At 66.2% G+C, this 25,748-nt stretch carries 28 protein-coding genes and 1 tRNA gene; 5 read left to right on the forward strand and 24 right to left on the reverse strand.

Annotated elements, in window-relative coordinates; all coding sequences use genetic code 11:
* Positions 1–14 precede the first annotated feature (14 nt).
* From BP68_RS09040 to BP68_RS09060, 5 genes are all read right to left on the reverse strand, one after another.
* On the reverse strand, positions 15–464 hold the full coding sequence (locus tag BP68_RS09040; RefSeq protein WP_496370830.1) for an NUDIX domain-containing protein: 450 nt from the start codon (positions 462–464) through the stop codon (positions 15–17).
* The gene (locus BP68_RS09045) at positions 461–1,333 is read right to left on the reverse strand and encodes an ATP-binding protein (protein WP_496370832.1); all 873 of its coding nucleotides are present in this window, start codon (positions 1,331–1,333) and stop codon (positions 461–463) included. Before BP68_RS09045 ends, BP68_RS09040 begins: the two co-directional genes overlap by 4 nt.
* 62 nt (positions 1,334–1,395) lie before the next feature.
* The gene (argJ, locus tag BP68_RS09050) at positions 1,396–2,625 is read right to left on the reverse strand and encodes a bifunctional glutamate N-acetyltransferase/amino-acid acetyltransferase ArgJ (protein ID WP_496370834.1); all 1,230 of its coding nucleotides are present in this window, start codon (positions 2,623–2,625) and stop codon (positions 1,396–1,398) included.
* Positions 2,626–2,726: 101 nt separating this feature from the next.
* Positions 2,727–5,489: a preprotein translocase subunit SecA gene (secA, locus tag BP68_RS09055; protein ID WP_496370836.1), complete on the reverse strand. Its 2,763-nt coding sequence runs from the start codon at positions 5,487–5,489 to the stop codon at positions 2,727–2,729.
* Between the two features lie 135 nt (positions 5,490–5,624).
* Positions 5,625–6,629, reverse strand: coding sequence for a M23 family metallopeptidase (locus BP68_RS09060; protein ID WP_496370838.1), 1,005 nt, complete (start codon positions 6,627–6,629; stop codon positions 5,625–5,627).
* On the opposite strand from BP68_RS09060, the gene BP68_RS09065 reads away from it, so the two are divergent.
* Positions 6,628–6,927, forward strand: coding sequence for a hypothetical protein (locus BP68_RS09065; RefSeq protein WP_496370840.1), 300 nt, complete (start codon positions 6,628–6,630; stop codon positions 6,925–6,927). The two genes, BP68_RS09060 and BP68_RS09065, sit on opposite strands and share 2 nt — an antisense overlap.
* Positions 6,928–6,968: 41 nt before the next feature.
* Here BP68_RS09065 and BP68_RS09070 read toward each other — a convergent pair.
* From BP68_RS09070 to petA, 6 genes are all read right to left on the reverse strand, one after another.
* Positions 6,969–7,044 (reverse strand) — tRNA-Thr (locus BP68_RS09070).
* 69 nt (positions 7,045–7,113) lie between these two features.
* Positions 7,114–7,650: a ClpXP protease specificity-enhancing factor gene (locus tag BP68_RS09075; RefSeq protein WP_496370842.1), complete on the reverse strand. Its 537-nt coding sequence runs from the start codon at positions 7,648–7,650 to the stop codon at positions 7,114–7,116.
* Positions 7,651–7,682: 32 nt separating this feature from the next.
* Positions 7,683–8,294 carry a glutathione S-transferase N-terminal domain-containing protein gene (locus tag BP68_RS09080; protein ID WP_013517797.1) on the reverse strand — a complete coding sequence of 204 codons (612 nt, stop codon included), beginning with the start codon at positions 8,292–8,294 and terminating at the stop codon, positions 7,683–7,685.
* Between the two features lie 94 nt (positions 8,295–8,388).
* Positions 8,389–9,141 (reverse strand): cytochrome c1, encoded by a 753-nt coding sequence (locus BP68_RS09085; RefSeq protein ID WP_496370844.1) that lies wholly within the window; start codon positions 9,139–9,141, stop codon positions 8,389–8,391.
* Positions 9,142–9,157: 16 nt separating this feature from the next.
* Positions 9,158–10,576 carry a cytochrome b gene (locus BP68_RS09090; protein ID WP_496370846.1) on the reverse strand — a complete coding sequence of 473 codons (1,419 nt, stop codon included), beginning with the start codon at positions 10,574–10,576 and terminating at the stop codon, positions 9,158–9,160.
* A gap of 14 nt (positions 10,577–10,590) precedes the next feature.
* Positions 10,591–11,190: a ubiquinol-cytochrome c reductase iron-sulfur subunit gene (petA, locus tag BP68_RS09095; RefSeq protein WP_496370848.1), complete on the reverse strand. Its 600-nt coding sequence runs from the start codon at positions 11,188–11,190 to the stop codon at positions 10,591–10,593.
* 134 nt (positions 11,191–11,324) lie between these two features.
* On the opposite strand from petA, the gene mscL reads away from it, so the two are divergent.
* Positions 11,325–11,753 carry a large conductance mechanosensitive channel protein MscL gene (gene mscL / locus BP68_RS09100; protein WP_496370850.1) on the forward strand — a complete coding sequence of 143 codons (429 nt, stop codon included), beginning with the start codon at positions 11,325–11,327 and terminating at the stop codon, positions 11,751–11,753.
* Between the two features lie 64 nt (positions 11,754–11,817).
* On the opposite strand, the gene pdxA is transcribed toward mscL, so the two are convergent.
* From pdxA to BP68_RS09115, 3 genes are all read right to left on the reverse strand, one after another.
* Positions 11,818–12,861 carry a 4-hydroxythreonine-4-phosphate dehydrogenase PdxA gene (gene pdxA / locus BP68_RS09105; RefSeq protein WP_496370852.1) on the reverse strand — a complete coding sequence of 348 codons (1,044 nt, stop codon included), beginning with the start codon at positions 12,859–12,861 and terminating at the stop codon, positions 11,818–11,820.
* 77 nt (positions 12,862–12,938) lie between these two features.
* Positions 12,939–13,691 carry a Nif3-like dinuclear metal center hexameric protein gene (locus BP68_RS09110; RefSeq protein WP_496370854.1) on the reverse strand — a complete coding sequence of 251 codons (753 nt, stop codon included), beginning with the start codon at positions 13,689–13,691 and terminating at the stop codon, positions 12,939–12,941.
* 37 nt (positions 13,692–13,728) lie between these two features.
* Complete coding sequence (locus BP68_RS09115; protein WP_496370856.1) at positions 13,729–15,042, reverse strand: MFS transporter; 1,314 nt, start codon at positions 15,040–15,042, stop codon at positions 13,729–13,731.
* A 307-nt stretch (positions 15,043–15,349) separates the two neighbouring features.
* On the opposite strand from BP68_RS09115, the gene BP68_RS09120 reads away from it, so the two are divergent.
* Positions 15,350–16,486 (forward strand): trypsin-like peptidase domain-containing protein, encoded by a 1,137-nt coding sequence (locus tag BP68_RS09120; protein WP_496370858.1) that lies wholly within the window; start codon positions 15,350–15,352, stop codon positions 16,484–16,486.
* An 80-nt stretch (positions 16,487–16,566) separates the two neighbouring features.
* Here the strand turns inward: BP68_RS09120 and tatC are convergent, their stop codons facing one another.
* From tatC to galE, 10 genes are all read right to left on the reverse strand, one after another.
* On the reverse strand, positions 16,567–17,355 hold the full coding sequence (gene tatC / locus BP68_RS09125) for a twin-arginine translocase subunit TatC (protein WP_496370860.1): 789 nt from the start codon (positions 17,353–17,355) through the stop codon (positions 16,567–16,569).
* Between the two features lie 66 nt (positions 17,356–17,421).
* Positions 17,422–17,898, reverse strand: a complete 477-nt coding sequence (tatB, locus tag BP68_RS09130; protein WP_496370862.1) for a Sec-independent protein translocase protein TatB — start codon at positions 17,896–17,898, stop codon at positions 17,422–17,424.
* 28 nt (positions 17,899–17,926) lie between these two features.
* Complete coding sequence (gene tatA, locus BP68_RS09135; protein WP_496370864.1) at positions 17,927–18,172, reverse strand: Sec-independent protein translocase subunit TatA; 246 nt, start codon at positions 18,170–18,172, stop codon at positions 17,927–17,929.
* 121 nt (positions 18,173–18,293) lie between these two features.
* On the reverse strand, positions 18,294–18,653 hold the full coding sequence (locus BP68_RS09140) for a histidine triad nucleotide-binding protein (RefSeq protein ID WP_496370866.1): 360 nt from the start codon (positions 18,651–18,653) through the stop codon (positions 18,294–18,296).
* A gap of 66 nt (positions 18,654–18,719) precedes the next feature.
* Positions 18,720–19,748: a patatin-like phospholipase family protein gene (locus tag BP68_RS09145; RefSeq protein ID WP_496370868.1), complete on the reverse strand. Its 1,029-nt coding sequence runs from the start codon at positions 19,746–19,748 to the stop codon at positions 18,720–18,722.
* Positions 19,741–20,124, reverse strand: coding sequence for a DUF4870 family protein (locus BP68_RS09150; RefSeq protein ID WP_496370870.1), 384 nt, complete (start codon positions 20,122–20,124; stop codon positions 19,741–19,743). Before BP68_RS09150 ends, BP68_RS09145 begins: the two co-directional genes overlap by 8 nt.
* Positions 20,121–20,498: a phosphoribosyl-ATP diphosphatase gene (locus BP68_RS09155; protein WP_496370872.1), complete on the reverse strand. Its 378-nt coding sequence runs from the start codon at positions 20,496–20,498 to the stop codon at positions 20,121–20,123. The genes BP68_RS09150 and BP68_RS09155 overlap by 4 nt, the downstream gene beginning before the upstream one ends.
* A gap of 7 nt (positions 20,499–20,505) precedes the next feature.
* The gene (gene hisI, locus BP68_RS09160; RefSeq protein ID WP_496370874.1) at positions 20,506–20,895 is read right to left on the reverse strand and encodes a phosphoribosyl-AMP cyclohydrolase; all 390 of its coding nucleotides are present in this window, start codon (positions 20,893–20,895) and stop codon (positions 20,506–20,508) included.
* A 64-nt stretch (positions 20,896–20,959) separates the two neighbouring features.
* Positions 20,960–21,739, reverse strand: coding sequence for an imidazole glycerol phosphate synthase subunit HisF (gene hisF, locus BP68_RS09165; RefSeq protein WP_496370876.1), 780 nt, complete (start codon positions 21,737–21,739; stop codon positions 20,960–20,962).
* A 72-nt stretch (positions 21,740–21,811) separates the two neighbouring features.
* Positions 21,812–22,828: a UDP-glucose 4-epimerase GalE gene (gene galE, locus BP68_RS09170; protein WP_496370877.1), complete on the reverse strand. Its 1,017-nt coding sequence runs from the start codon at positions 22,826–22,828 to the stop codon at positions 21,812–21,814.
* 197 nt (positions 22,829–23,025) lie between these two features.
* Between galE and BP68_RS09175 the strand changes: the two genes are divergently transcribed.
* On the forward strand, positions 23,026–24,417 hold the full coding sequence (locus BP68_RS09175; protein WP_496370879.1) for a TackOD1 domain-containing metal-binding protein: 1,392 nt from the start codon (positions 23,026–23,028) through the stop codon (positions 24,415–24,417).
* Between the two features lie 4 nt (positions 24,418–24,421).
* Positions 24,422–25,747 (forward strand): glycosyltransferase family 2 protein, encoded by a 1,326-nt coding sequence (locus tag BP68_RS09180; protein ID WP_496370881.1) that lies wholly within the window; start codon positions 24,422–24,424, stop codon positions 25,745–25,747.
* The last annotated feature ends 1 nt before the right edge of the window (position 25,748 follow it).

A 25,748-nucleotide genomic window follows, 5' to 3' on the forward strand; every position in this document is an offset into this window, starting at 1 on the left:
ATCATTTTTGCTGCTTATGCCAGCAGTGACGCGTCGAAAGCCACGCCGCGCTCCTCGGCCAGCCACTGCAGGACCGGGTAGGCGCCGGGCAGCACGGGCCTGACCTGCACGGGCCACTGCTGCCAGGCCATGGTCTGGCCCTCGCGCATCTCGAAGTCCCCGCTCCACTGCCACACCTTGCACCAGTGCAGGCGCACCAGGGCGTGGGGGTAGTCGTGCTCGGTCACCTTCCAGACCTGGGCCGGGCCGATGGTGATGCCCAGCTCCTCGATGAGCTCGCGGCGCAGCGCCTGCTCCACGGTTTCGCCGGCCTCGATCTTGCCGCCAGGAAACTCCCAGTAGCCCGCGTAGGGCTTGCCCTCGGGCCGGGTGGACAGCAGCATGGCGCCGTCCTCGCGCAGCAGGATGCCCACCGCGACCTCGGTGTGCTTGCGCTGCGCCAGCGTGCTGGTGGATTCACTCATGCGCCCTGCCGCCCCGCGAAGTCGCGGGCAAACTGGTAGGCCACGCGGCCGCTGCGCGAGCCGCGCTCCAGCGCCCAGACCAGCGCCTGCGGGCGGGCCGCCTCGATGGCCTGCGGCGCCACGCCCAGCGCGGACAGCCACTGCGCCACGATGGCCAGGTACTCGTCCTGGCTGAAGGGGTAGAAGCTCACCCACAGGCCGAAACGCTCGGACAGGGAGATCTTCTCCTCCACCGCCTCGCCCGGGTGCACCTCACCGTCGTCCGTGTGGGTGTAGCCCAGGTTCTCCTTCATGTACTCGGGCAGCAGGTGGCGCCGGTTGCTGGTGGCATAGACCAGCACGTTGGGCGTGGCCGCGGCCACGGAGCCGTCCAGGATGGACTTGAGGGCTTTGTAGCCGGCCTCGCCGTCCTCGAAGCTCAGGTCGTCGCAGTAGACGATGAACTTCTCGGGCCGGCCCGAGACCACGTCCACGATGTCGGGCAGGTCCGTCAGGTCCGCCTTGTCCACCTCGATCAGACGCAGCCCCTGCGGCGCATAGCTGTTCAGGCAGGCCTTGATGAGCGAGGACTTGCCCGTGCCGCGCGCGCCGGTCAGCAGCACGTTGTTGGCCGGCTTGCCCTCCACGAACTGCAGGGTGTTGCGCTGGATCTTGTCCTTCTGCGCATCAATCTCCTTGAGGTCGGACAGCTGCATGCCGGCCACATGGCGCACGGGCTCCAGCGCGCCATGGCCGCTGCTGCGCTTGCGGTAGCGCCAGGCGATGGAGGCCGACCAGTCGGGCGCCGACAGCGGTTGCGGCAGCACGGCCTCGATGCGGGAGATGAGCTGCTCCGCGCGCGCGATCAGATGGTCAAACTTTTCATTCATATCGGGCTCTAGCGCTTACCCAACAAGCGCAAATAGCTATTAAATATATAGCAAACAAACCATCAGGAGCGGTAGTCGGCGTTGATCGTCACGTACTCGTGGCTCAGGTCGCAGGTCCAGACCGTGTCCACCGCCTCCCCGCGGCCCAGCACCACGCGCACGGTGATCTCGCTTTGCTTCATCACGCGCTGGCCGTCCTCCTCGCGGTAGGCGGGGTTGCGCCCGCCCTGCACGGCCACGTGCACATCGTCCAGGTACAGGTCGATCAGGGTCTGGTCCAGGTCCCCGATGCCGGCGTAGCCCACGGCCGCCAGGATGCGGCCCAGGTTCGGGTCGCTGGCGAAGAAGGCCGTCTTGACCAGCGGCGAGTGGGCGATGGCATAGGCCACCTGGCGGCATTCCTCGCCGGTCTTGCCGCCCTCCACGCGCACGGTGATGAACTTGGTCGCGCCCTCGCCGTCGCGCACGATGGCCTGGGCCAGCTTCTGCGCCACTTCCAGCAAGGCGGCCTTCAGCGCACGGCCCTCGGTGCTGTCGAGCGAGGTGATGGGCGCGTTCCCGGCCTTGTGCGTGGCCACGAGCACGAACGAATCGTTGGTGCTGGTGTCGCCGTCGATGGTCACGCGGTTGAAGGACTGGTCCGCCAGCTCGCGCACCAGCTGGGGCATGAGCGCGGGCGCAATGCAGGCATCGGTGGCCAGAAAGCCCAGCATGGTCGCCATGTTGGGCCGGATCATGCCCGCGCCCTTGGAGATGCCGGTGATGGACACCGTGGCCCCGCCCAGCTGCAGCCGCGCGCTGGTGGCTTTGGGCAGCGTGTCGGTGGTCATGATGCCCTCGGCAGCGCGCGCCCAGTGCCCGGGCTGCGCATCGGCCAGTGCCGCGGGCAGCGCGGCGGCGATGCGGTCGTGCGGCAGCGGCTCCATGATGACGCCGGTGGAAAACGGCAGCACCTGACCGGCGCCAATGCCCAGCTGCCCCGCCAGCGCCTCGCAGGTGGCGCGCGCACGCGCCAGGCCGTCGGCGCCGGTGCCGGCATTGGCATTGCCGGTGTTGATCACCATGGCCCGGATGGGCTGTCCGCCCTCCAGATGCTCGCGGCACACCTGCACCGGCGCGGCGCAGAAGCGGTTCTGCGTGAACACGCCGGCCACCGTGGTGCCCTCGTCCAGCAGGAACACGGTCAGGTCCTTGCGTTGGGCCTTGCGCACGCCGGCCTCGGTCACGCCGATGCGCACGCCGGCGATGGCGTGCAGGTCCGATGCGATGGGAGCGGAGAGATTGACGGGCATGGCGTCGTATTCCTTCAGAGAGACGTTCTATACAGAGAGAAAAAAAGGCACAGCCAAAGTGCAAACACGGGCCGCGGCCCGTGTTCGTCACTGCAGAGGCATCAGGCCAGCTTGCCGTGGCACTGCTTGTACTTCTTGCCGCTGCCGCAGGGGCAGGGGTCGTTGCGGCCCACCCGCACGCCGGGGGCGGCCGGGTGCTGCCCGGCCTTCGCCGTCTGCGCATCCACCACCGATTCGACTTCGCCGGTCTCGGTGGGCGAGGTGTAGGTCACGTTGCTGATGCTGTCGCCGCGGTCCTCCATGGCCTGGGTGGCCTCGTCGATCTGGGCGTTGGACTGCACCTGCACGGTCATCATCAGGCGGGTGACCTCGTTCTTGACCTGGTCAATCAGCTGGCGGAACAGCTCGAAGGCTTCGCGCTTGTATTCCTGCTTGGGCTGCTTCTGCGCATAGCCGCGCAGGTGGATGCCCTGGCGCAGATAGTCCAGCGCGCTCAGGTGGTCGCGCCAGTTGGTGTCGAAGCTCTGCAGCAGCACCATGCGCTCGAACTGGGTGAAGTTCTCGGTGCCCACCTGCGCCACCTTGGCCTCGAAGGCCTCGCGCGCGGCCTGCTGCACCTTCTCCAGGATCTCGTCGTCGGTGATGGCGTCGGAGCCTTCCACCTCTTTCTGCAGGGCCAGCTGAATCTGCCAATCGTTGGCCAGGGCCGCCTCGAGCGCGGGCAGGTCCCACTGTTCCTCGACCGACTCGGCCGGCACGTACTGACGCACCACATCGGCCAGGCAATCGTCGCGCATGGCGGCGATCAATGCCGCGAGGTCGGGCGCATCCAGGATCTCGTTGCGCTGCTGGTAAATCACCTTGCGCTGGTCGTTGGCCACGTCGTCGTATTCGAGCAGCTGCTTGCGGATGTCGAAGTTGCGGGCCTCCACCTTGCGCTGCGCCGACTCGATGCTGCGCGTGACGATGCCCGCCTCGATGGCCTCGCCGTCGGGCATCTTCAGGCGGTCCATGATGGCCTTGACGCGGTCCCCCGCGAAGATGCGCATCAGCTGGTCATCCAGGCTCAGGTAGAAGCGTGAGGAGCCGGGGTCGCCCTGGCGGCCGGAGCGGCCGCGCAGCTGGTTGTCGATGCGGCGCGACTCGTGGCGCTCGGTGGCGATGATGCGCAGGCCACCCAGCACGGTCACCTTCTCGTGGTCGATCTTCCACTGGGCGCGCAGTTCCTCGATGCGGGCGGCGCGGTCGGCCTCGGACAGCGACTCGTCGGCATCCAGGGCCGCCACGGCCTTTTCCACGTTGCCGCCCAGCACGATGTCGGTGCCGCGGCCGGCCATGTTGGTGGCAATGGTGATCATGCCCGGGCGTCCCGCCTGAGCCACGATATCGGCCTCGCGCGCATGCTGCTTGGCGTTGAGCACCTGGTGCGGCAGCGCTGCCTTGGTCAGCAGGTCGGCGATGATTTCGGAGTTCTCGATCGAGGTGGTGCCCACCAGCACCGGCTGGCCACGCTCGTGGCATTCGCGGATGTCGGCGATCGCAGCCTCGTACTTCTCGCGCGTGGTCTTGTACACGCGGTCCAGTTGGTCGTCGCGCTTGCTCGGCCGGTTGGGCGGGATCACCACGGTTTCCAGGCCGTAGATCTCCTGGAACTCGTAGGCCTCGGTATCGGCCGTGCCGGTCATGCCCGACAGCTTGTTGTAGAGGCGGAAATAGTTCTGGAAGGTGATCGAGGCCAGCGTCTGGTTCTCGGCCTGGATGTTCACGCCCTCTTTGGCTTCGACGGCCTGGTGCAGGCCCTCGCTCCAGCGGCGGCCGGCCATCAGGCGGCCCGTGAACTCGTCGACGATCACGATCTCGCCATTTTGCACCACGTAGTGCTGGTCGCGGTGGTACAGGTGGTTGGCGCGCAGGGCCGCGTACAGGTGGTGCACCAGCGAAATGTTCGCAGGGTCGTAGAGCGAGGCGCCTTCGGGAATCAGCCCCTGGCTGGCCAGGATGCGCTCGGCGTTTTCATGGCCCTGCTCCGTCAGGAACACCTGGTGCGTCTTCTCGTCCAGCGTGAAGTCGCCCGGCTTGGTGATGCCCTCTCCCGTGCGGGGGTCGGCCTCGCCCTCCTGGCGCTCCAGCAGCGGGACCACCTTGTTCATGGAGATGTACATGGCCGTGTGGTCTTCGGCCTGGCCGCTGATGATGAGCGGCGTGCGCGCCTCGTCGATCAGGATGGAGTCCACCTCGTCCACGATGGCGTAGTTCAGGCCGCGCTGTACACGTTCGCGCGCGTCGTACACCATGTTGTCGCGCAGGTAGTCGAAGCCGTATTCGTTGTTCGTGCCGTAGGTGATGTCGGACTGGTAGGCAGCCTGCTTTTCCTCGCGCGGCATCTGCGGCAGGTTGATGCCCACCGTCAGGCCCAGGAAGTTGTACAAGCGCCCCATCCACTGCGCGTCGCGGCCGGCCAGGTAGTCGTTCACCGTGACCACGTGCACGCCCTGGCCCGACAGGGCATTCAGGTACACGGGCAGCGTTGCCGTCAGCGTCTTGCCCTCGCCCGTGCGCATTTCGGCAATCTTGCCGTAATGCAGGGCCATGCCCCCGAGCATCTGCACGTCGAAGTGGCGCATCTTCATGATGCGCTTGGAGCCCTCGCGGACCACGGCAAATGCCTCGGGCAGCAAGTCATCAAGCGACTCGCCCTTGGCAATGCGCTCCTTGAATTCCTGCGTCTTGCCGCGCAGCGCCTCATCACTCAGCTTTTCGTATTCGGGCTCCATCGCATTGATGCGAGCGACCGTTTTGCGGTATTGCTTGAGCAGCCGGTCATTGCGACTGCCGAATAGTTTGGTGAGGAAGTTGGTGGCCATGCGAGCAGGACCGCGCTACGCGCCATGAAGCGGCAGAGCGACCGGAATCCCTAAGATGAAGTGAGTCCAGATGGGGAGCACCGCCCGCAATTGCAAGTGCTTGCAACCAGAGTGGCGGGGCCTGATCGGAAGATTCTACCTTTGCGCCATGACGCCGGCCGGTACGCGCCCCGCCGCTGCCCGCGTTGCGCGGACATCCTGGCCCGCCAGCAGGAACTTTTGCGGGTCCTGGGGAACACCCTGCATCCACACCTCGAAGTGCAGATGAGGCCCGGTGGAACGTCCCGTGTTGCCGACTTCGGCAATTTTCTGCCCCCGGCGCACCAGATCGCCCAGCTTGACCATGGTCTTGGAGGCATGCGCATAGCGCGTGACCAGCTGGTTGCCATGGTCAATCTCCACCATGTTGCCATAGGCCGCGTGGTACTCCTGCGCCACCACCACGCCGCCTGCCGCGGCCACGATGGTGGTCCCGGTATCGGCAGGGAAGTCCAGCCCCGTGTGCAGTGCGGACTGCCCCGTGAGCGGATCGATGCGCCAGCCGAACGGCGACCCCACCGAATGCCCCAGCACCGGCGCCTGCGTGGGCACCATGTGCTTGCGTATGTGCTGATCAAACAGCCGGGACTCGGCCACCGTCATCAGGTCGGAGCGCCGGTCGGTGATGGCAGCCAGATCGTCGAGTGCCGCATTCAGCTCGTCAAGCTCCAGCGGGCGCCCCGGCACCAGGGCGCCCCCGCGGCCGGGAACAGTGCGCATCTCAGAGACCGGCAGACCCGCCAGCCCCATCACGCGCTCCCCCAGGGACTCCAGCTGCATCACCCTGGCCTGCATTTCCCCGAGTTTGCGCGCCATGGCATCGATGTTGGCACGCATGAAGCGCTCGCGCTGGGCTTCGTCATCCTGAACCGCCAGACGCGCCAGTGGACCGACAACCGGCCAGCCCTCTCGCACGCCCTGCAGGAAAATCCAGTGGTACAGCCCCATTGCCGCCAGCAACAGGGCAAGCAACACGCACCCTCCCCCCATCAGCAGCTGGGTTCCGCCGAGGTGTAGGGTCCGGCTTCGGGCCAGCCGGACATCCGTAATAATGACCTGCACAACGTTTCCCCTCGCCGTTGGCGATAGCCTCTTTGCCATGAACCGCCGTCACCATGCCATCTCACTCCAGCAAGCAACGCAGGAGTCTCCGACACTGGCCAAGCTAGCAGCGCTGACCCGTGAGTCCAGCGAGCGGTTGAAAGCCATCGAGGCATTGATTCCTCCCATGCTCCGCCCCGCTCTGCAGGCGGGGCCAATCGAGGGCACCTGCTGGTGCCTTCTGGTTCGGAGCAATGCGGCAGCGGCCAAAATCCGGCAATTGCTACCGGCGTTTCAGGCGCATCTGCGCAGTCGAGGGTGGGAGGTTAACTCCATACGCCTGAAAATTCAAACCTGAGCCGCAAGGCGTTTTGAATGGCGAAGGATGTGTGGGGAAGATGGTGCCGATTGTCGGATTCGAACTGACGACCTACCGCTTACAAGGCGGGTGCTCTACCAACTGAGCTAAATCGGCGAAGGCTGCATTCTAGCCGCCAAAAAAGCGCGCCCCCGGAATTTGCGGACTGCGCGCCCTGGTTTGCTTCTATTTGACGCGCTTGAGCGATGGACGTGCGCCGCCACCCATCGGAGGAGGCGGACGCGGTGCGTCGTCATCCTGCGCCCCGGCACCCGCAGAGCCGTCGATGGACTGCAATTGCACGGGTCCGCGCTCCACGCCTGCTTCGGCATCCTCCACGGAGGCAGCCACCGCCCCCTCCACCGTCGGAGCCGTAGCGGCGGCCTTGATAGATACATCATCCTCCAGCGGGAAGGCCATTCCCTGGCCATTCTCTCGCGCATAGATGGCAATGACCCTGCGAACCGGAATCAGGATGTCGCGCGGCTTGCCGCCGAAGCGCGCCTTGAACTCGATGAAGTCATTCCCGAGTTGAAGCGCGCTCGTAGCGTCGTAGCTCACGTTCAGCACGATCTCGCCATCGCTGACGTACTCACGCGGCACCTGCACCGAATCATTCACGCGCACTACCACATAGGGTGTGAAGCCATTGTCCGTGCACCATTCATACAGTGCACGGATGAGATAGGGGCGCGTGGGGGGAAAGTCCTGAGCGTTCATCATGCGCGAGGGAGATATGGCATACGCAAGCCTGCTTACTTGCGCATGACCTTTTCGGAAGGTGTCAGTGCCTCGATATAGGCCGGACGCGAGAAGATGCGCTCCGCATACTTGAGCAGCGGAGCGGCATTCTTGCTCAGCTCGATGCCATAGTAGTCCAGACGCCAGAGCAGCGGCGCGATGGCCACGTCAAGCATCGAGAAGCCCTCGCCCAGCATGTATTTGTTCTTCAGGAACACGGGGGCGAGTTGGGTCAGGCGGTCGCGAATGTGGGCGCGGGCCTTCTCCAGGGCTTTCTCGTTGCCCTTGGTGGCGCGCGATTCCAGGGTGTTCACATGCACGAACAGTTCCTTCTCGAAATTGAGCAGGAACAGGCGCACGCGGGCGCGGTCCACCGGGTCACCGGGCATGAGCTGCGGATGGGGGAAACGCTCGTCGATGTACTCGTTGATGATGTTCGACTCGTACAGGATCAGATCGCGCTCGACCAGGATGGGCACCTGGCCATACGGGTTCATCACGCTGATGTCTTCGGGCTTGTTATACAGGTCCACATCGCGGATCTCGAAGTCCATGCCCTTTTCAAACAGGACGAAACGGCAGCGATGGGAGAAGGGGCAGGTCGTGCCCGAATAAAGCACCATCATGGTGAACGGCTCCTAAAAATCAAAAGAGTGGGTGCCATGGCACCCACTCTGTACAAGCTTGGCAGCGCAGCGAGCGCGGCAAAGAGTCTAGCGTTTACTTGACGTCCTTCCAGAAGGCTGCATTCAACCTCCAGGCAATGACGGTGAACACGCCCAGGAAGATCAGCACCCAAACGCCAACGCGCACCCGCGTATTTTGCGCCGGCTCGCCCATCCACTGCAGATAGTTCACGAGATCACCTACAGCTTGGTCGTATTGCAGCGGCGTCATGGTGCCGGTCGAGACCTGCTCCCAGCCCTTGAACGCAGGCTCGGCGCCATGGTTCGCCTGCGCCTCGAAGATCGGACGGCGATCGCCTTGCAGCTGCCACAGGGCATGCGGCATGCCCACGCTGGGGAACGCGAGGTTGTTCCAGCCCGTGGCCTTCGTGTCATCCCGGTAGAAGGTGCGCAGGAAGGTATAGAGATAGTCGGCGCCCGTTCCAGCATGGCCGGCGCGCGATCGGGCAATCACCGTCAAATCCGGCGGATTGGCGCCGAACCAGACCTTGGCCTGATTCGGATCGATGGCGGACTTCATGGTCTCGCCCACCTTGTCGGTGGTGAACAGCAGATTGTCCTTGATCTGCTGATCCGTGAGGCCGATGTCCTTCAGGCGATTGAAGCGCATGAACGCCGCAGAGTGGCAGTTCAGGCAATAGTTGACGAACAGCCTGGCGCCATTTTGCAAGGACGCCGTATCGCTCGTATTGACGGGCGCCTTGTCCCAGGCGATGCCTCCCCCGGCAGCGTGAGCACCGGCGGCCAGACCCAGGGCCGCGACCAGCGTGAAAATGAATTTTTTCATTGTTGTTGTCTCCAGCTCAATGCGCGGCAAAGGTCACGCGATCAGGCACAGGCTTGGGCTCGCCCAAGCGGCTCCACCACGGCATGAGCAGGAAGAAACCGAAATAGAACAGCGTACCCACCTGCGACACCCGCTCGCCGATCGGCGACGGTGGCTGCACACCCAGGTAGGCCAGGATCACGAAGTTGACCACGAAGACCGCGTACATCCACTTGTGCCAGTTCGGGCGATAGCGGATGGAACGTGCGGGACTCTGATCCAGCCAGGGCAGAAAGAACAGGATGATCACGGCAGCGCCCATCACCACCACGCCCCAGAACTTGGCATCGATGGCCAGCATGAGGGCGATGACGGCCGCGGCGGCGGCCAGGATGCCACCCTTGACGAAGCCGGGCAGGCGCGCCTTGATGATGCCGAAACCAGCGCCCAGCACCACACAGGCGATCAACACGTACATCATCTCGGTGGTGATCGCGCGCAGCATCGAGTAGTAGGGCGTGAAGTACCAGACCGGCGCAATGTGCGCGGGCGTCTTCAACGGATCGGCGGGAATGAAGTTGTTGTACTCGAGGAAGTAACCACCGAACTCCGGTGCGAAGAACACCACGGCCGAGAAGATGAACAGGAACACACACACACCCAGGATGTCATGCACCGTGTAGTACGGATGGAAGGGGATGCCGTCCAAAGGATGGCCATGCGCGTCCACCGGCTTGCCCGGGCCCTTGATTTCGATGCCATCCGGGTTGTTGGAACCCACGTCGTGCAATGCCAGCAGGTGGGCCACCACCAGGCCCAGCAGCACCAGCGGCACGGCGATCACGTGGAAGCTGAAGAAGCGGTTGAGCGTGGCATCACCCACCACATAGTCGCCGCGAATCAGCAGCGCCAGATCGGGGCCGATGAAGGGAATCGCCGAGAACAGGTTCACGATCACTTGTGCACCCCAGTACGACATCTGGCCCCAGGGCAGCAGGTAGCCCATGAAGGCTTCGGCCATCAGCGCCAGGAAGATGGCGCAGCCGAAGATCCAGACCAGCTCACGCGGCTTGCGGTACGAGCCGTACAGCAGGCCACGGAACATGTGCAGGTACACCACCACGAAGAAGGCAGACGCGCCCGTGGAGTGCATGTAGCGGATCAGCCAGCCCCAGGGCACGTCGCGCATGATGTACTCGACCGACTCGAAGGCCTTGGCCGCATCGGGCTTGTAGTGCATCACGAGGAAGATGCCCGTGACGATCTGGATCACCAGCACCAAGAGGGCCAGCGAGCCGAAGATGTACCAGAAGTTGAAGTTCTTCGGAGCGTAGTACTCCGACATGTGGACCCGGTAGGCGTCGAATGCCGTAGGAAAGCGGTTCTCCAGCCAGTTCGTGAGCTTGGCCCCGCTCGACGCGTTGGGGGAGATTTCCTGAAATTCGCGATAAGCCATTTGCGCTGCCTCCCTCAGGCCTTCTTGTCTTCACCGATCAGGAGCTTGGTCTCCGACAGGTACATGTGCGGCGGCACTTCCAGGTTGTCGGGGGCCGGCTTGTTCTTGAACACGCGACCCGCCAGATCGAACGTGGAACCATGGCAGGGACACAGGAAGCCCCCCTTCCAGTCATCGGGCAGCGACGGCTGGGGGCCGGCGGCGAACTTGTCCGACGGCGAGCAACCCAGGTGAGAGCAGATACCCACGGCGACGAGCACCTCGGGCTTGATGGAGCGCCACTCGTTGCGCGCATATTCGGGCGTCAGCTCCGCCGGATTGCGCTTGGACTGCGGGTCGGCCAGTTGGGCGTCGAGCTTGGGCAGCTCGGCCAGCTGATCGGGCGTGCGCTTGACGATCCACACGGGCTTGCCGCGCCATTCCACGGTGATTTTCTCGCCCGGGTTGAGGCCCGAGATATCCACCTCGACGGCAGCGCCCGCCGCCTTGGCCTTCTCAGAGGGCTGGAAGGTACTCACAAAAGGGACGGCGGTCGCCACGCCGCCCACCGCACCAGCGCAGCCGGACGCAATCAGCCACGTCCGCTTGCTGGAGTCGATCGGAGTTTCACTCATGGGGATCCTCGGTATGCTTCGCTATAGGGTCAACAGCAAATTGTAGCGGAGTGAAAATGGTTATTCCAATGCGCTAGGCGCCACTAGGCTGGGCAATACTTCAGTGTTTTCATCTATATCAAAGGACCATCGAAATGGGCATCGCAAAAGAGTTCAGGGAATTCGCTGTCAAAGGAAACGTCATTGACCTCGCCGTTGGCGTGATCATTGGCGGCGCATTCGGCAAGATCGTCGACTCGGTCGTCAGCGATCTCATCATGCCGGTCGTGGGCCTGATATTCGGCAAGCTGGATTTTTCCAGCCTGTTCCTGGTGCTGGGCTCGGTACCAGCTGACACGCCGCACACGCTGGATGCCCTCCGCAAGGCGGGCGTGCCGGTGCTGGCCTATGGCAGCTTCATCACCGTGGCGGTGAACTTCATCATCCTGGCGTTCATCATTTTCATGATGGTCAAGCAGATCAACCGCCTCAAGCGCGAAGCGCCGGCCGCGCCCGCAGCGCCGCCCGCCACGCCCGAGGACATTCAGCTGCTGCGCGAGATCCGCGACAGCCTCAAGCGCTGAGCCGCGACAGTCACCCGGCGCCACTGAAGCCCGCCGCCCCTGCCTGGGCGCCGCGGGCTTTTTTTCACCCCTGCGCCAGCCTGCGCGCCATGCGCACGGCCTCGATGAGGCTGGCCGCATCGGCCACGCCCTGCCCCGCGATGTCGAAGGCCGTGCCGTGGTCCGGGCTGGTGCGCACCAGGGGCAGGCCCAGCGTGACGTTCACGCCCTTGTCCACGCCCAGGTACTTCACCGGGATCAGCCCCTGGTCGTGGTACATGGCCAGCACCACGTCGAATTCGCCCGCGCGCTGCGGCGTGGCGCGCGCACGCATGAAGACGGTGTCCGGCGCATAGGGGCCATGCGCATCCACGCCCTCGGCGCGCGCCTGCGCGATGGCCGGCGCGATCAGGTCCAGCTCCTCGCGCCCGAACAGCCCGCCCTCGCCCGCATGCGGGTTCAGTCCCGCCACGCCGATGCGCGGCGCGCGGCCCAGGCTGCGCGACAGCGCGGCATGCGTGATGCGCAGCGTCTGCAGCACGTTGTCCAGCGTCACGGCGGCAATGGCGTCGCGCAGCGCGACGTGGATGCTCACCAGCACCGTGCGCAGCTCATCGTTGGCCAGCATCATGCGCACCGGCATCTGCGCGACGGGCACGCCCATGTGCTGCGCCGCCTCGGCCTGCAGCAGCTCGGTGTGGCCGGGAAAATGCACGCCCGCCGCCGCCAGGGCTTCCTTGTGCAGCGGCGCGGTGACCAGCCCGGCGATATCGCGGCGCAGCGCCGCACGCGCCGCCCAGACCACGCAGGCCGCGGCCGCGCGGCCGCCCTCGGCGCTCACCACGCCCCAGGGCACGGGCGGGCCCACCAATTCGGGCAGTTGCCACACGGGCAGGCAGCGCGGCGGCACCTGCGCCAGCTCGTCCAGCGAATCCAGCCGCGCGACCGGCAGGCTGGTCTCGCCCGGCCGCTCCACGCACGCCGCCGCGCGGCGCAGCGTGGCCACGTCGCCCACGACGAAGCAGCCGCGCAGATCCTGCGGCGCGTCGCGGAAGGCTTTGGCCACGATCTCGGGGCCTATGCCCGCAGGATCGCCCTGGGTGATGGCAAGCGGAAGGGTGGCGTGCATGTGAGAAATTTGAATCAAATAAGGCTACAGCGACCGCCCATCAAGCTCATATAGCTATATATTTTATAGCAAACCTATCAGGCAGGGTTGTCAATGTCGATGAAGCGGTGCTCCAGTCCCAGTTGCCGCGCCACATGGGCGGCCGCGGCGGGCGCGCCGTAGCGTTCGGTCGCATGGTGTCCCGCGGCGATGAAGGCCACGCCGGTCTCGCGCGCCAGATGGGTTTGCTGCTCGGACAGTTCGCCGGTGATGAAGGCATCGGCACCCGCCGCGACGGCCGATTCGAAGAACCCCTGGGCGCCCCCCGTGCACCAGGCCACGCGCCGGATGGGGCGCGCACCTTCGGCCCCCACCAGGGTCACGCCGCGGCCGAGCGCCGCCTGCACATGCGCGGCCAGATCGGCGGCGCCGGCAAAGGCCGCCGGCGCGGCGAAGCCCAGGTCCTGGTCGCCAAAGCGCTGATCCGCCTGCCAGCCGAGCACGCGGCCCAGCTGCGCGTTGTTGCCCAGCTCGGGGTGCGCATCGAGCGGCAGGTGGTAGGCGAACAGGTTGATGTCGTGCGCCAGCAGGCGCTGCAGGCGCTGCTTCATCCAGCCCGTGACGCGGCCATCCATGCCGCGCCAGAACAGGCCGTGGTGCACGAAGACCGCATCGGCGCGCGCCTCGATGGCGGCGTCGATCAGCGCGCGGCTGGCCGTGACGCCGCTCACGATGCGCGTGATGGCGGGCTTGCCCTCCACCTGCAGGCCGTTGGGGCCGTAGTCCTTGAAGCGCTCGGGCTGCAGCAGGCCGTCGAATGCGGCGAGAAGATCGTGTCGCTGGATGCTCATGGGCACGATTGTGCCCAAGCCCTGGCGCGCCAGCCCCTCAGCGCGGCCGCCAGCCCTGGCGGGCCAGGGGCCAAAACCCGATGGCCGCGCCCAATACGCCCATGGCGGCCACGTAGTGCGCCGGCGCCATCACGTCGACCTGCTGCCACACGGACACCAGCATGGGCGTGAGGCCGCCGAACACCGCATAGGCCAGGTTGTAGGCGAACGACAGGCCGGTGAAGCGCACCTGCGGCGGAAAGGCGCGCACGCCCACCACCGGCAGCAGCGCGATGCTGCCCACGAAGAAGCCCACCAGCGCATAGGTCCACACCAGCGATGTCGCGTCGCCCGGCAGCCCCAGGTAGAACAGGTAGGCGGTGGCCGTCATGCCGCCCCAGCCCAGCACCATGGCCACCCGGGTGCCCATGCGGTCGGACAGCCAGCCCCAGAACACGCACCCCACCGTGAGCGTGACCGTGGCCACCGCATTGGCCTTGAGCGCCAGCGCGGGCGCGATGTGGAACACCTTCTGCAGATACGACGGCGTGAAGAGCACCACCACCACCACGGCAGTGGACAGCACCCAGGTCATGAGCGCGACCAGCACGCTGGCCTCGCGGTGCTCGCGCAGGATGGTCTTGAGGGGCAGTTCCCGGGCGGCGCTCTTGCGCGCATGCATCTCGCGGAAGATGGGGGTTTCCTCCAGGAAGCGACGCAGGTACACCGACACCAGGCCGAACACCCCGCCCAGGATGAACGGGATGCGCCACGCCCAGTCGTGGATCTCCGCCTGGCTGTAGACGCTGTTGAGCCACACCCCCAGGATGGAGCCCAGGAAGATGCCGCCGGTGATGCCCGAGGTCAGCGTGCCGATGGCAAAGCCATAGTGCCTGGCCGGCGCATGCTCGGCCACGAACACCCAGGCGCCGGGCATCTCGCCGCCGATGGCCGCCCCCTGCAGCACGCGCATGAGCAGCAGCAGCAGCGGCGCGGCGATGCCGATGGACTCGTAGGTGGGCAGCAGGCCGATGACCAGCGTGGGCACGGCCATCAGGAAGATGGACAGGGTGAACATCTTCTTGCGGCCCAGGATGTCGCCGAAATGCGCAATCAGGATGCCGCCGACGGGACGTGCCAGATAGCCCGCCGCGAAGATGCCCAGCGTCTGCAGCTGGCGCATCCAGTCCGGCAGGCTGACCGGAAAGAACAGCGCGCCGATGACGTTGGCGAAAAAGACGAAGACGACGAAGTCGTAAAACTCCAGCGTACCGCCCAGGGCGGACAGGCCCAGGGTCTTGTAGTCGCGGCGGTCCAAGGCGCGGTGCGCGGCGGCGCCCTGCAGGGGCGGCGCCGAGGTCAGAGAGGTCATGGTGCGTTCCGAAAGCTCGACAGATGCGCTGCGCGGCCCCGAATGGCGGCGTGGTGGTGCCTTGGCATCCGGTTCGGGAACGATCCTGGTGGGGTCTTGGTACGGGCGCGTGGGGCCGATGGGCCACAGCGCGGGGAACGGGGAGCCGTCGCAGCAAGGGCCATTCTAGGGTTAACCCTTAATCACCTCGGCGCTTGCCGCGATCACCCCGCCCGCGGCAAGGTCGGGCCCGCGGCCACTGCCGCGGGGCAAACACGCGACAATGCGGCTTTCACTGCCACGGCTCTCGCCTGCCCGCCCCTCCACCATGAAGCGTTACTGGTTGCTCTTCTCCCAAGCCGTGACGGTGCTCGCCGCCGCGTATTTCGTCGTCGCCACCCTGCAGCCCGACTGGCTGCAGCGCGGCGCCACCCGCAGCGGCGCGGGCATTGCGCTCATTGAGGCGCCCACCACCGCCAGCCCGCAGCCGGCGGCCGGCAGCTTCAGCGCGGCGGCACGCAAGGCCGCGCCGGCCGTGGTGAGCATCAACACCAGCAAGGCCGTGCGCCACCCGCGCAGCAACGACCCGTGGTTCCAGTTTTTCTTCGGTGACCAGGGCACCCAGGCGCAGATGGGACTGGGCAGCGGCGTGATCATCAGCACCGACGGCTACATCCTCACCAACAACCATGTGGTGGAGGGCGCCGACGAGATCGAGGTCACGCTCACCGACAGCCGCCGCGCGCGCGCCACCATCATCGGCACCGACCCCGAGACCGACCTGGCCGTGCTCAAGGTGCAGCTCGACAAGCTGCCCGTGATCGTGCTGGGCAACTCCGACCAGCTCGCCGTGGGCGACCAGGTGCTGGCGATTGGCAACCCCTTCGGCGTGGGCCAGACCGTGACCAGCGGCATCGTCTCGGCACTGGGCCGCAGCCAGTTGGGCATCAACACCTTCGAGAACTTCATCCAGACCGACGCGGCCATCAACCCCGGCAACTCCGGCGGCGCGCTGGTGGACGTGAACGGCAACCTCATGGGCGTGAACACCGCCATCTATTCGCGCTCCGGCGGCAGCATGGGCATCGGCTTTGCCATCCCCGTGTCGACGGCCAAGATGGTGCTGGACGGCATCGTGCGCGACGGCCAGGTCACGCGCGGCTGGATCGGCGTGGAGCCCAACGAACTGTCGCCTGAACTGGCCCAGACCTTCGGCGTGAAGGCCACCGAGGGCGTGATCATCACCGGCGTGCTACAGGGCGGCCCCGCGGCGCAGGCCGGCGTGCGCCCGGGCGACGTGATCCTGCGCGTGGCGGACAAGCCCACCAACAACGTGTCCCAGCTGCTCACGGCCGTGGCCGCGCTCAAGCCGGGTCAGGAAGCCCGCTTTGAGCTGCAGCGCGGCGATGCCCACCTGGAGGTCTCCGTGGTGCCGGGCACGCGCCCGCGCGCGCAACGCCGATAGATCCCCGATAGCTATCAAAAAAATAGCTGCTAGCGCTTGATGGACGGGCGCTGGCAGCTATTTTTTATGCAAGAAAGAGATCAGGAAGCCGATTCCTGCGTGTCCTCGGGGGCCTTGGTGTGGCGAATGAAGATCTGCGCCGCCCAGATGCCCACCTCATAGAGCAGGCACATGGGAATGGCCAGCGCCAGCTGCGAGACCACGTCCGGCGGCGTGACGATGGCGGCGATCACGAAGGCCGTCACGATGAAGTAGCCGCGAAAGCTCTTGAGCTTGTCCACGCTCACCACGCCCAGGCGCGCCAGCACCACCACGGCGATCGGCACCTCGAACGCCAGGCCGAAGGCCAGAAACATGGTCATCACGAAGCCGAGGTAGGCCTCGATGTCCGGCGCGGCCGTGATGCTCTTGGGCGCGAAGCTCTGGATGAAGCTGAACACCTGGCCGAACACGAAGAAATAGCAAAAGGCCACGCCGATGAAGAACAGCACCGTGCTGGAGATCACCAGCGGCAGCACCAGGCGCTTTTCGTGCGAATACAGCCCCGGTGCCACGAAGGCCCACACCTGCCACAGCACGACGGGCAGCGCCACCAGGAAGGCCGACATCAGCAAAATCTTCAGCGGCACCATGAAGGGCGAGATCACCGAGGTGGCGATCATGGTCGCGCCCTGCGGCAGATGGGCCACGAGCGGCGCGGCCAGCAGATCGTAGAGCTGGCCCGGGCCGGGGTAGAGGAACAGCAGGCCGGCGACGATGCCCACCGCGATCATCGCCTTGACGAGACGGTCGCGCAGCTCCATCAGGTGCTGCACGAAAGGCTGCTCGGTACCTGCGAGCTCGTCTTCTTTATTCGGAGTGTCGGACATGGTGGGGCTATTGCGGGTGCGGCACCCGCATGGGCTGCACGGGTGGCGCAGCCATCGTCATGGGGATCAATGGAATTTCTTGGGCCGAAAGCGCGCCACGCGCGCCGCGCCCGACTGGGCCCGGGTGCGCACGCCGGCTCGCGCCTTGTACCACTGCGGCATCGCGCCGCGCTTGAGGCGCCAGTTCTTGCCCGGGTGCTTGTAGGCCGGAACCACGGTGGACAGCGCCTCGCCAGCAGCGTCGGAGGCCGCCGCATCGCCGGAGCCCAGGCCCTGCTCCCAGTCCTTCTGGAAATCGCTGGCGCTGGTCTGGATGCTCTGCTCCACGTCGCGCGCGGCGTTTTCCACCGTGTCCTTCATCTTGCGCAGTTCATCGAGCTCCATGGAGCGGTTGACCTCCGCCTTCACGTCGGACACATAGCGCTGCGCCTTGCCCAGCAAGGTACCCACTGTGCGCGCCACGCGCGGCAGCTTCTCCGGGCCGATGACGATGAGTGCCACGGCGCCGATCAGCGCCATTTTGGACAGGCCAATATCGATCATGAAAAACGCTCAGAACCGGGGCTTGCGCTCAGCTCTTTTGCTTGGCTTCGACGTCGATGGTGGTCTTGTCGGCGGCTGCGTTGTTGGTCACTTGGCCGGCAGGCGCCTTGGCGGCAGCCTCGTCCTCGTTGCTGGCGCCATCCTTCATGCCGTCCTTGAAGCCCTTAACGGCGCCGCCCAGGTCGGAGCCGATGTTCTTGAGCTTCTTGGTGCCGAACACCATGACGACGATCAACAGCACGATGAGCCAGTGCCAGATGGAAAACGAACCCATGAAAATCTCCTAACGAATACGGCCCATTCTAGACGCCGGATATGTCGGGCCCGTCATATCCCTTGCAACTTTGCGGCCGCGGTCGCCCCGCCCTGGCGGGGCCGCCTGCGGCCCACCAACGTCAGCCCTTGCGCCAGGGCCGGGGACCGCCGATCACGTGCATGTGCAGGTGGTGGACCTCCTGCCCGCCTTCCGTCCCGGTATTTACCATGATGCGGAAGCCTCCATCCGGATAAGGGTTGCAACCCTGCTCCATCGCCAGCTTCGGCGCCAGCGTCATCATGTGGCCCATGAGGTGGGCGTGCTCGGGCGTGACGGCGGCCATGGAATGCAGGTGCGTCTTGGGCACCAGGAGAAAGTGCACGGGCGCCCAGGGCTGGATGTCGTGGAAGGCGAAGACATGTTCGTCTTCGTACACCTTCCGGGCCGGGATCTGGCCGGCGATGATCTTGCAAAAGAGACAGTTCGGATCGTGGTGCATGGCGGTTGGCGGGGGCGTGGCAGTCAAGCGCGCCGCACGGGCTGGTGCCCGCGGGCGGGAGAAGCGTCACGCATTGTCGGCGATGTTCACCGTGGTGCGCAGGCCCACGTCGCTGCGGTGCGCCTGCAACCAGTTCTGCCCGGCCGTGCGGCCCAGCTCGAACAGCTGGCGCACGAAGGCCAAGTCAGCGCGCATCTTGCTCGACGAGCCAAAGGGCTGCAGCGCGGCGCCGCCGTCGATGCGGTGCATGCGCACGCTCTTGTAGCGGCGCGTGTCCAGCTTGCCCTCGGCCAACAGCCGGCGCACGAACTCGATGGCGCGCATCTCGGCCAGCAGGCCGGCGTTGAAGGTGACCTCGTTCATGCGCTCCATGATCTCGCTGGCGCTGTCGGGCACCCCCACGTGTTCGATGGGGTTGATCTGCACCAGCAGCACGTCGGCGCACTCGGTCTTGTAGATCAGCGGGTGGAGGGCGGGGTTGCCGGAGTAGCCGCCGTCCCAGTAATGCTCGCCGTCGATCTCCACGGCCTTGAACAGCAGCGGCAGGCAGGCCGATGCCATCACCGCGTCGGCGCTGAGCCGCGGGCCGGTGAAGATTTCTCCGCGCCCGGTGCGCACGTTGGTGGCGCACACGAAGACCTGCGGGATACGGGCATGCGCGGCGCACAGCCGCTCGAAGTCCACCTCGCGCTCCAGCAGGCTGCGCAGCGGGTTGATGCCCAGCGGATTGGTCTGGTAGGGCGAGAGCCACTGCGACCACATGCCCATGAGCGCGTTGGCGCCCGGCAGGGGCACGCCCCACATCAGGCTGCCGAACGTGCCCACGCCCTCCCACAGCCGCCGCAGCGCGGTGCGCGCCTGCGCACAGCCGGCCAGGTGCGCCTCGCGCGGGTCGGCATGCTCCTGCGCAGCCTGGGCGAAGCCATGGGCCAGGGCCACGGCGTTCATGGCGCCGGCGCTGGTGCCGCTCACGCCCTCGAAGGCGAACCCGCCGTCCTCGAGCAGCGCGTCGAGCACGCCCCAGGTGAGCGCGCCGTGCGAGCCGCCACCCTGCAGCGCCAGGTTGAGCGGCTGCGGCGCCCAATCCTCAGCCATCGATGGCCTGTCCCTTGTTCATGGAGACCATGCCGCGCACGATGCGGTAGAGGAACCAGATCGAAATCAGGCCCCAGGCGATCCACCCGGGGATGATGAAGATCCACAGCGGCGCCGTCAGCACGTACAGCACGCCGGCCCAGATCACGGTGCGGATGCGCCAGGAGAAATGGCTGGCCTGCCAGGTGCCCTCGGCGTCGCTCTTCTTCACCAGGTCGATGACCAGCGCCACGATCAGCAGCGCCGCGCTGGGCTGCCCGCCCGGCACGACGGCCGCCACAGCCACGATCAGGTGCAGGAGGTAGCTGACCCAGCCCACGGCCTTGAGCGATTCGGCACGCTCGTTCGGCTCTACGTCGATGATGTCGTTGTTCACCGCGATCCTCCTTCTTCGCTGCTGCGGGCTGCGACCTTGCGCAGGGCCTTTTCCTCGATGCCGCTGGTGCCCTCGCGGCGCTCCAGCTCGGCGATCACGTCGGCCGGCGCCAGGCCATAGTGGGCCAGCGCGACCATGGAGTGGAACCACAGGTCGGCCACCTCGTAGACCAGCTTGGCGGGGGCGGCGCCGTGATCCACGTCCTTGGCGGCCATGACGACCTCGGTCGCCTCCTCGCCGATCTTCTTGAGGAAAGCGTCGGGGCCCTTGTGCAGCAGGCGCGCGACGTAGCTGGCCTCGGGGTCACCGCCGTTGGCGGCCTTGCGGCTTTCGATGACGGCCGCCAGGCGGGCCAGGGAATCGTTGCTGGACATGATGTGCCTACTTGTAGATGGACTCGGGATCTTTCAAGACCGGATCGACGGCCTGCCACGCCCCGCCCCTGAGCACGCTGAAGAAGCAGCTGTGGCGGCCGGTGTGGCAGGCGATGCCGGGCTCGTGCCCCTGCTGCGTCACCTTCAGCAGCACCACGTCGTTGTCGCAGTCCAGGCGGATCTCGTGCACGGTCTGCACATGGCCCGACTCCTCGCCCTTGAACCACAGCTTGCCGCGCGAGCGGCTGAAATACACGGCGCGGCCCAGCTCGGCCGTCTGGGCCAGGGCCTCGCGGTTCATCCAGGCGAACATCAGCACGTCACCCGTCGCCTGCTCCTGCGCAATCACGGGCACCAGGCCCTGCGCATCCCATTTCACTTGATCTAGCCAGTTCATGCTATTTAATTGGTAGCTGCTTGCGCTTTGTACATCGGCATCTAAGGCCAATTGGACCCCAAAATCAGAGGCGCACCGGAATGCCGCGCTCGGCCATGCGCTGCTTGGCCTGGGCCACGGTGTATTCGCCGTAGTGGAAGATGCTGGCAGCCAGCACCGCGTCGGCACCGCCTTGCTGCACGCCGTCGGCCAGGTCGTCCAGGCTGCCCACGCCGCCCGAGGCGATCACGGGCACGCTGATGGCATCGCTCACGGCGCGCGTCAGCTGCAGGTCAAAGCCGCTCTTGGTGCCGTCGCGGTCCATGCTGGTCAGCAGGATCTCGCCCGCGCCGCGCCGTGCCATCTCCATGGCCCATTGCACCGCGTCCAGGCCGGTGTTCTTGCGCCCGCCATGGCTGTACACGTCCCAGCCCTCGCCGCGCTGGGCCAGATCGTCGCCCTGGCGGCGCTTGGCGTCGATGGCCACCACGATGCACTGGGCGCCGTACTTGTGGCTGGCGGCGTTGATGACATCGGGGTTGGCGATGGCGGCGGAGTTGAAGCTGGTCTTGTCCGCGCCCGCGTTGAGCAGGCGGCGCACGTCTTCGACGGTGCGCACGCCGCCGCCCACGGTGAGCGGAATGAAGACCTGACTGGCCACGGCCTCGATGATGGGCAGGATCAGGTCGCGCCCGTCGCTGGTGGCGGTGATGTCGAGGAAGGTGAGTTCGTCCGCGCCCTGCGCGTTGTAGCGCGCTGCGATCTCGACCGGATCGCCCGCATCGCGCAGCTCGACGAAGTTGACGCCCTTGACGACGCGGCCACCGGTCACGTCAAGGCAGGGAATGATGCGTTTGGCAAGCATGGGAAAGGCAGAGGCGCCGCGCCCCGGCGGCAGGAGCATGCAGCGTACCATGCCCCGCCGCAGCGCCGGCTGTCAGGTGCCGCGCAGGCTGCGGGCGGTGCCGTCCTGCCAGCGCCAGGCGTCCTGGCACATGGCCTGCAGGTCGCGCTGGGCGCGCCATCCCAGCAGTCGCTCGGCCAGCGCAGGGTCCGCCCAGCATGCGGCCACATCCCCGGCGCGGCGCGGGACGATGCGGTAAGGCACGGCCCGCCCGCTGGCGCGCTCGAAACCGTGCACCATTTCCAGCACCGAGACCGGCCGCCCCGTTCCCAGGTTCACCGTCAGCAGCCCCGGGTGTGCGCGCAGGTAGCGCAGCGCGGCCAGGTGCCCCTCGGCCAGATCGCAGACGTGGATGTAGTCGCGCACCCCGGTGCCGTCGGGCGTGGGGTAGTCGCCGCCATAGACGGACAGCGCCTCGCGCCAGCCCGCTGCCACCTGGGCCACGTAGGGCATCAGGTTGCCGGGCACATCCTGCGGGTCCTCGCCGATCAGGCCGCTCGGGTGGGCCCCCACGGGATTGAAGTAGCGCAGGCGCGCAATGCGCCACTGGCCCGGCTCGGCCTGGTCCACGTCGGCCAGCACCTGCTCCATCATGAGCTTGCTCCAGCCGTAGGGGTTGGTGGCGGACAGCGGGAAGTCCTCGCGCACCGGCAGCTCGGCCGGATCGCCGTACACCGTGGCCGATGAGGAAAACACCAGCGTGCGCACGCCGGCCGCCTGCATGGCCCGCAGCAACGCCACCGTGCCGGCCACGTTGTTGTCGTAATAGCGCAACGGTTCGCGCACCGACTCGGCCACGGCCTTGAACGCGGCGAAATGGATGACGCCCTCGATGGGATGCGCCGCGAACAGCCGCGCCAGGAGCGCCGTGTCGCGCACGTCACCCTCCACGCAGACAGGCGGCGCGCCGAGCAAGCGCCCCAGCCGCTCGAGCACGGAGCGGCGGCTATTGCTGAAGTTGTCGAGCAAAAGGAAGGGAATGCCCGCGTCCGCCAGCGCCATGCAGGTATGGGAGCCGATGAAACCGGCGCCACCGGTCACAAGAATCACGTGTCGTCACTCTTTTAAGATAGGGATTCGGGAATGTACCGCCTGTCCCAAATACGCGATAGCAGCCATGCCATGGACCATGGGCATACGGCGCACAAGACCGGCCCGACAATCGACAAGTCACCATTTGACAAACTTTTCCTTCTGCCGATACATATAGTGCAACTTCTCCGTGAGTGCCCACTCCACGCTTCACAATGAATGCACCGCCCATCACCCCTCCCTTTGTTGAGCACATGGTGGTGCTGCGCCCCTCCGGCCAGCCCGCGCCCGGGGAGTCGGACAGCCCGGTCTTCGCCTCATGGGAGGCCTATACCCAGTCCGGGGTACTCCCCCTGGGCTTCTACCTGGACGGGTGGAGCACGCAGGCAGCGGCGGAGCTGGTGACCCAGGTGCGCCGCAGCGCCTGGTGGGACCGCCCCGCGCTGATGGCGCCGGGGGCGCAGTCCGCACCGCTGCTGGCCGACGGCACGGCTACCTACACCGAAGCCATGGCCATCGCCGAACGCAGCCTGGCAGTGCGCCGCGGCCTCCGGCTGCGCCCGGAGGACATGCGCCTGGAAGAGCGGGTGCTGTACTACCTCTATGTGCGGGACAACGCCGAGCTGCAGCCGCTGTGCGAGCGCAGCCATGTCATGCTCTACCACTACCCCGTGGTGGATGCCCTTGCGCAGAGCGGCGAAGACGCCGGCAACTGCCTGGCCACGCTGATACGGCGCAAGCTGCTGGAGCCTTCCACCCTGATCGACCGGACCCGGCATTGCCGTACCTGCGGCTGCGCGCACATCCACTACATCGACGTGTGCCCGCACTGCTCCAGCCTGCAGATCCGCAAGGAGCCATCCCTGCACTGCTTTTCCTGCGGCCATGTGGCCCCCGAAAGCGATTTCCATGACGATGGCGCACTGACCTGCCCCCAGTGCTCCACCGCGTTGCGGCACATCGGCGTGGACTATGACCGCCCGCTCACGCAGTACGCCTGCGGCAGCTGCCACCACGTGTTTGTGGAGACCGCCGTACAGGCGCGGTGCCTGGAGTGCCGGACCACGTCCGAACCCAATGCCCTGGACGTGCGCGAGATCGCCGCCCTGCGGCTCAGCGCCCACGGCCGCACGGCGCTGCGCGCAGGGCAGATCCAGGAGTCGTTTGCGGCGCTCGACACGGCCAACTATGTGGAACCGCCGCATTTCCGCCGCATGCTGGACTGGGCGCTGGCCACCAGCACGCGCCATGCCGAAATGCGCTTCGGGCTGATGCTGATCGAATTCCAGAACGCCACGGAGCTGGTCGAACAGCAGGGGGCCGCGCGGGTCTTTCTGATGCTCGATGAGTTCGCGCGCCGCCTGCACGAACTGCTGCGCACCTCCGACATCACGACGCGCACCCAGGAAGACAAGCTGTGGCTCTTCCTGCCCTTCTCCGACCCGCAGGGCCTGACCGCGCGGCTGCAGAAGGTACTGGCGGCCCAGTCCTCCCTGGACGGAGAGATGCCGCTGCAGGCGCGCATCCGGCATCTGCAGGTCCCCAGCGACCAGCGCAGCGGGGACAAGGCGGAGTCACTGATGGAGCGCCTGCTGCAGCAGGCCTGACCCCATGTGGGATACCGCCGTCTTTGCGTTCTCCACGCTGTTTGCCAGCTCCAGCCAGCAGAACTGGCTTGAGCTGGCGCTCAAATTCTTTCCATTCGTCGTGTTTCTGGAGGCTCCGTTCTTTGTGCTCGTGACCGTGGGCATGGTGAAGTACGGGCTGCGCGAGCACCTGCCGCACCGCCAGCGCGAACGCTACCCCAGCGTGTCCTGCGTGATCACCTGCTACTCCGAGGGCGAGGACGTGCGCAAGACCATCCAGTCGCTGGCCCAACAGCTGTACCCGGGCTTCATCGAGATCATCGCCGTGATCGACGGCGCGGTGCAAAACCGCCCCACCCTGCAGGCCGCGCGCGGTGCGCGCTCCCTGCTGGCCGGCGCGCAGCGGCGGCGCCTGGTGGTGCTGCCCAAATGGCAGCGCGGCGGGCGCGTCTCATCGCTCAACGCGGGGCTGTCCATCGCCACCGGCGAGATCGTGATGGCGCTGGACGGCGACACCTCGTTCGACAACGACATGGTGCGCAACGCCACGCGGCATTTCGACGACCCGGGCGTGGTGGGCGTGGCCGGCAACCTGCGCGTGCGTAATGCCAAGCGCTCCCTGGTGACGCGGCTGCAGACGCTGGAGTACATGCTGTCCATCGGCGCGGGCAAGACGGGGCTGTCGGAGTTCAACATCGTCAACAACATCTCCGGCGCGTTCGGCGTGTTTCGCACCCAGTTCCTGCGCAACCTCGGCGGCTGGGACGCGGGCTCGGCCGAAGACCTGGACATGACGATGCGCATCAAGCAGTACTTCGGCCGTCACCCGAACCTGCGCATCGCGTTCGAGCCCCACGCCGTGGGCCATACCGACGCCCCCGACACCTGGCGCATTTTCTTTCGCCAGCGACTGCGCTGGGATGGGGACATGTTCTACATCTTCATCCGCAAGTTCCGCTACAACCTGCGCCCACGCCTGCTGGGCTGGCGCAACTTCCTGTTCGTGGTGGTGAACGGCCTGCTCATGCAACTGGTGTTGCCGTTCCTCATCGTCGCCTACACCGGCATGATGCTGTTCACGCAGCCCCTGGGGGTCGTGCTGGGCGTGCTGGCCTTCATCTACCTGGCCTACTTCGCGGCGCTGCTGTTTTACTTTCTGCTCTACGTCGTCGCCGTGTCCGAACGCCCGCGCGACGACCTGGCCTATCTGCTGTACCTGCCGCTGTTTCCGCTGTTCGCGTTTGCCAACCGCGTGCACTGCTCGTTTTCCATCATGATGGAAATGTTCATGAGGTCCCACCTCGACTCGTCCATGGCGCCCTGGTGGGTGCTGCGCAAGACCAAGTTCTGAG

The organism is Diaphorobacter oryzae DSM 22780 (assembly GCF_059568935.1).

Coding starts and splice junctions, on each gene's coding strand:
- BP68_RS09040 (WP_496370830.1), bottom strand. CDS start 464: ATGAGTGAATCCACCAGCACGCTGGCGCAGCGCAAGCACACCGAGGTC.
- BP68_RS09045 (WP_496370832.1), bottom strand. CDS start 1,333: ATGAATGAAAAGTTTGACCATCTGATCGCGCGCGCGGAGCAGCTCATC.
- argJ (WP_496370834.1), bottom strand. CDS start 2,625: ATGCCCGTCAATCTCTCCGCTCCCATCGCATCGGACCTGCACGCCATC.
- secA (WP_496370836.1), bottom strand. CDS start 5,489: ATGGCCACCAACTTCCTCACCAAACTATTCGGCAGTCGCAATGACCGG.
- BP68_RS09065 (WP_496370840.1), top strand. CDS start 6,628: ATGAACCGCCGTCACCATGCCATCTCACTCCAGCAAGCAACGCAGGAG.
- BP68_RS09060 (WP_496370838.1), bottom strand. CDS start 6,629: ATGGCAAAGAGGCTATCGCCAACGGCGAGGGGAAACGTTGTGCAGGTC.
- BP68_RS09075 (WP_496370842.1), bottom strand. CDS start 7,650: ATGATGAACGCTCAGGACTTTCCCCCCACGCGCCCCTATCTCATCCGT.
- BP68_RS09080 (WP_013517797.1), bottom strand. CDS start 8,294: ATGATGGTGCTTTATTCGGGCACGACCTGCCCCTTCTCCCATCGCTGC.
- BP68_RS09085 (WP_496370844.1), bottom strand. CDS start 9,141: ATGAAAAAATTCATTTTCACGCTGGTCGCGGCCCTGGGTCTGGCCGCC.
- BP68_RS09090 (WP_496370846.1), bottom strand. CDS start 10,576: ATGGCTTATCGCGAATTTCAGGAAATCTCCCCCAACGCGTCGAGCGGG.
- petA (WP_496370848.1), bottom strand. CDS start 11,190: ATGAGTGAAACTCCGATCGACTCCAGCAAGCGGACGTGGCTGATTGCG.
- mscL (WP_496370850.1), top strand. CDS start 11,325: ATGGGCATCGCAAAAGAGTTCAGGGAATTCGCTGTCAAAGGAAACGTC.
- pdxA (WP_496370852.1), bottom strand. CDS start 12,861: ATGCACGCCACCCTTCCGCTTGCCATCACCCAGGGCGATCCTGCGGGC.
- BP68_RS09110 (WP_496370854.1), bottom strand. CDS start 13,691: ATGAGCATCCAGCGACACGATCTTCTCGCCGCATTCGACGGCCTGCTG.
- BP68_RS09115 (WP_496370856.1), bottom strand. CDS start 15,042: ATGACCTCTCTGACCTCGGCGCCGCCCCTGCAGGGCGCCGCCGCGCAC.
- BP68_RS09120 (WP_496370858.1), top strand. CDS start 15,350: ATGAAGCGTTACTGGTTGCTCTTCTCCCAAGCCGTGACGGTGCTCGCC.
- tatC (WP_496370860.1), bottom strand. CDS start 17,355: ATGTCCGACACTCCGAATAAAGAAGACGAGCTCGCAGGTACCGAGCAG.
- tatB (WP_496370862.1), bottom strand. CDS start 17,898: ATGATCGATATTGGCCTGTCCAAAATGGCGCTGATCGGCGCCGTGGCA.
- tatA (WP_496370864.1), bottom strand. CDS start 18,172: ATGGGTTCGTTTTCCATCTGGCACTGGCTCATCGTGCTGTTGATCGTC.
- BP68_RS09140 (WP_496370866.1), bottom strand. CDS start 18,653: ATGCACCACGATCCGAACTGTCTCTTTTGCAAGATCATCGCCGGCCAG.
- BP68_RS09145 (WP_496370868.1), bottom strand. CDS start 19,748: ATGGCTGAGGATTGGGCGCCGCAGCCGCTCAACCTGGCGCTGCAGGGT.
- BP68_RS09155 (WP_496370872.1), bottom strand. CDS start 20,498: ATGTCCAGCAACGATTCCCTGGCCCGCCTGGCGGCCGTCATCGAAAGC.
- hisI (WP_496370874.1), bottom strand. CDS start 20,895: ATGAACTGGCTAGATCAAGTGAAATGGGATGCGCAGGGCCTGGTGCCC.
- hisF (WP_496370876.1), bottom strand. CDS start 21,739: ATGCTTGCCAAACGCATCATTCCCTGCCTTGACGTGACCGGTGGCCGC.
- BP68_RS09175 (WP_496370879.1), top strand. CDS start 23,026: ATGAATGCACCGCCCATCACCCCTCCCTTTGTTGAGCACATGGTGGTG.
- BP68_RS09180 (WP_496370881.1), top strand. CDS start 24,422: ATGTGGGATACCGCCGTCTTTGCGTTCTCCACGCTGTTTGCCAGCTCC.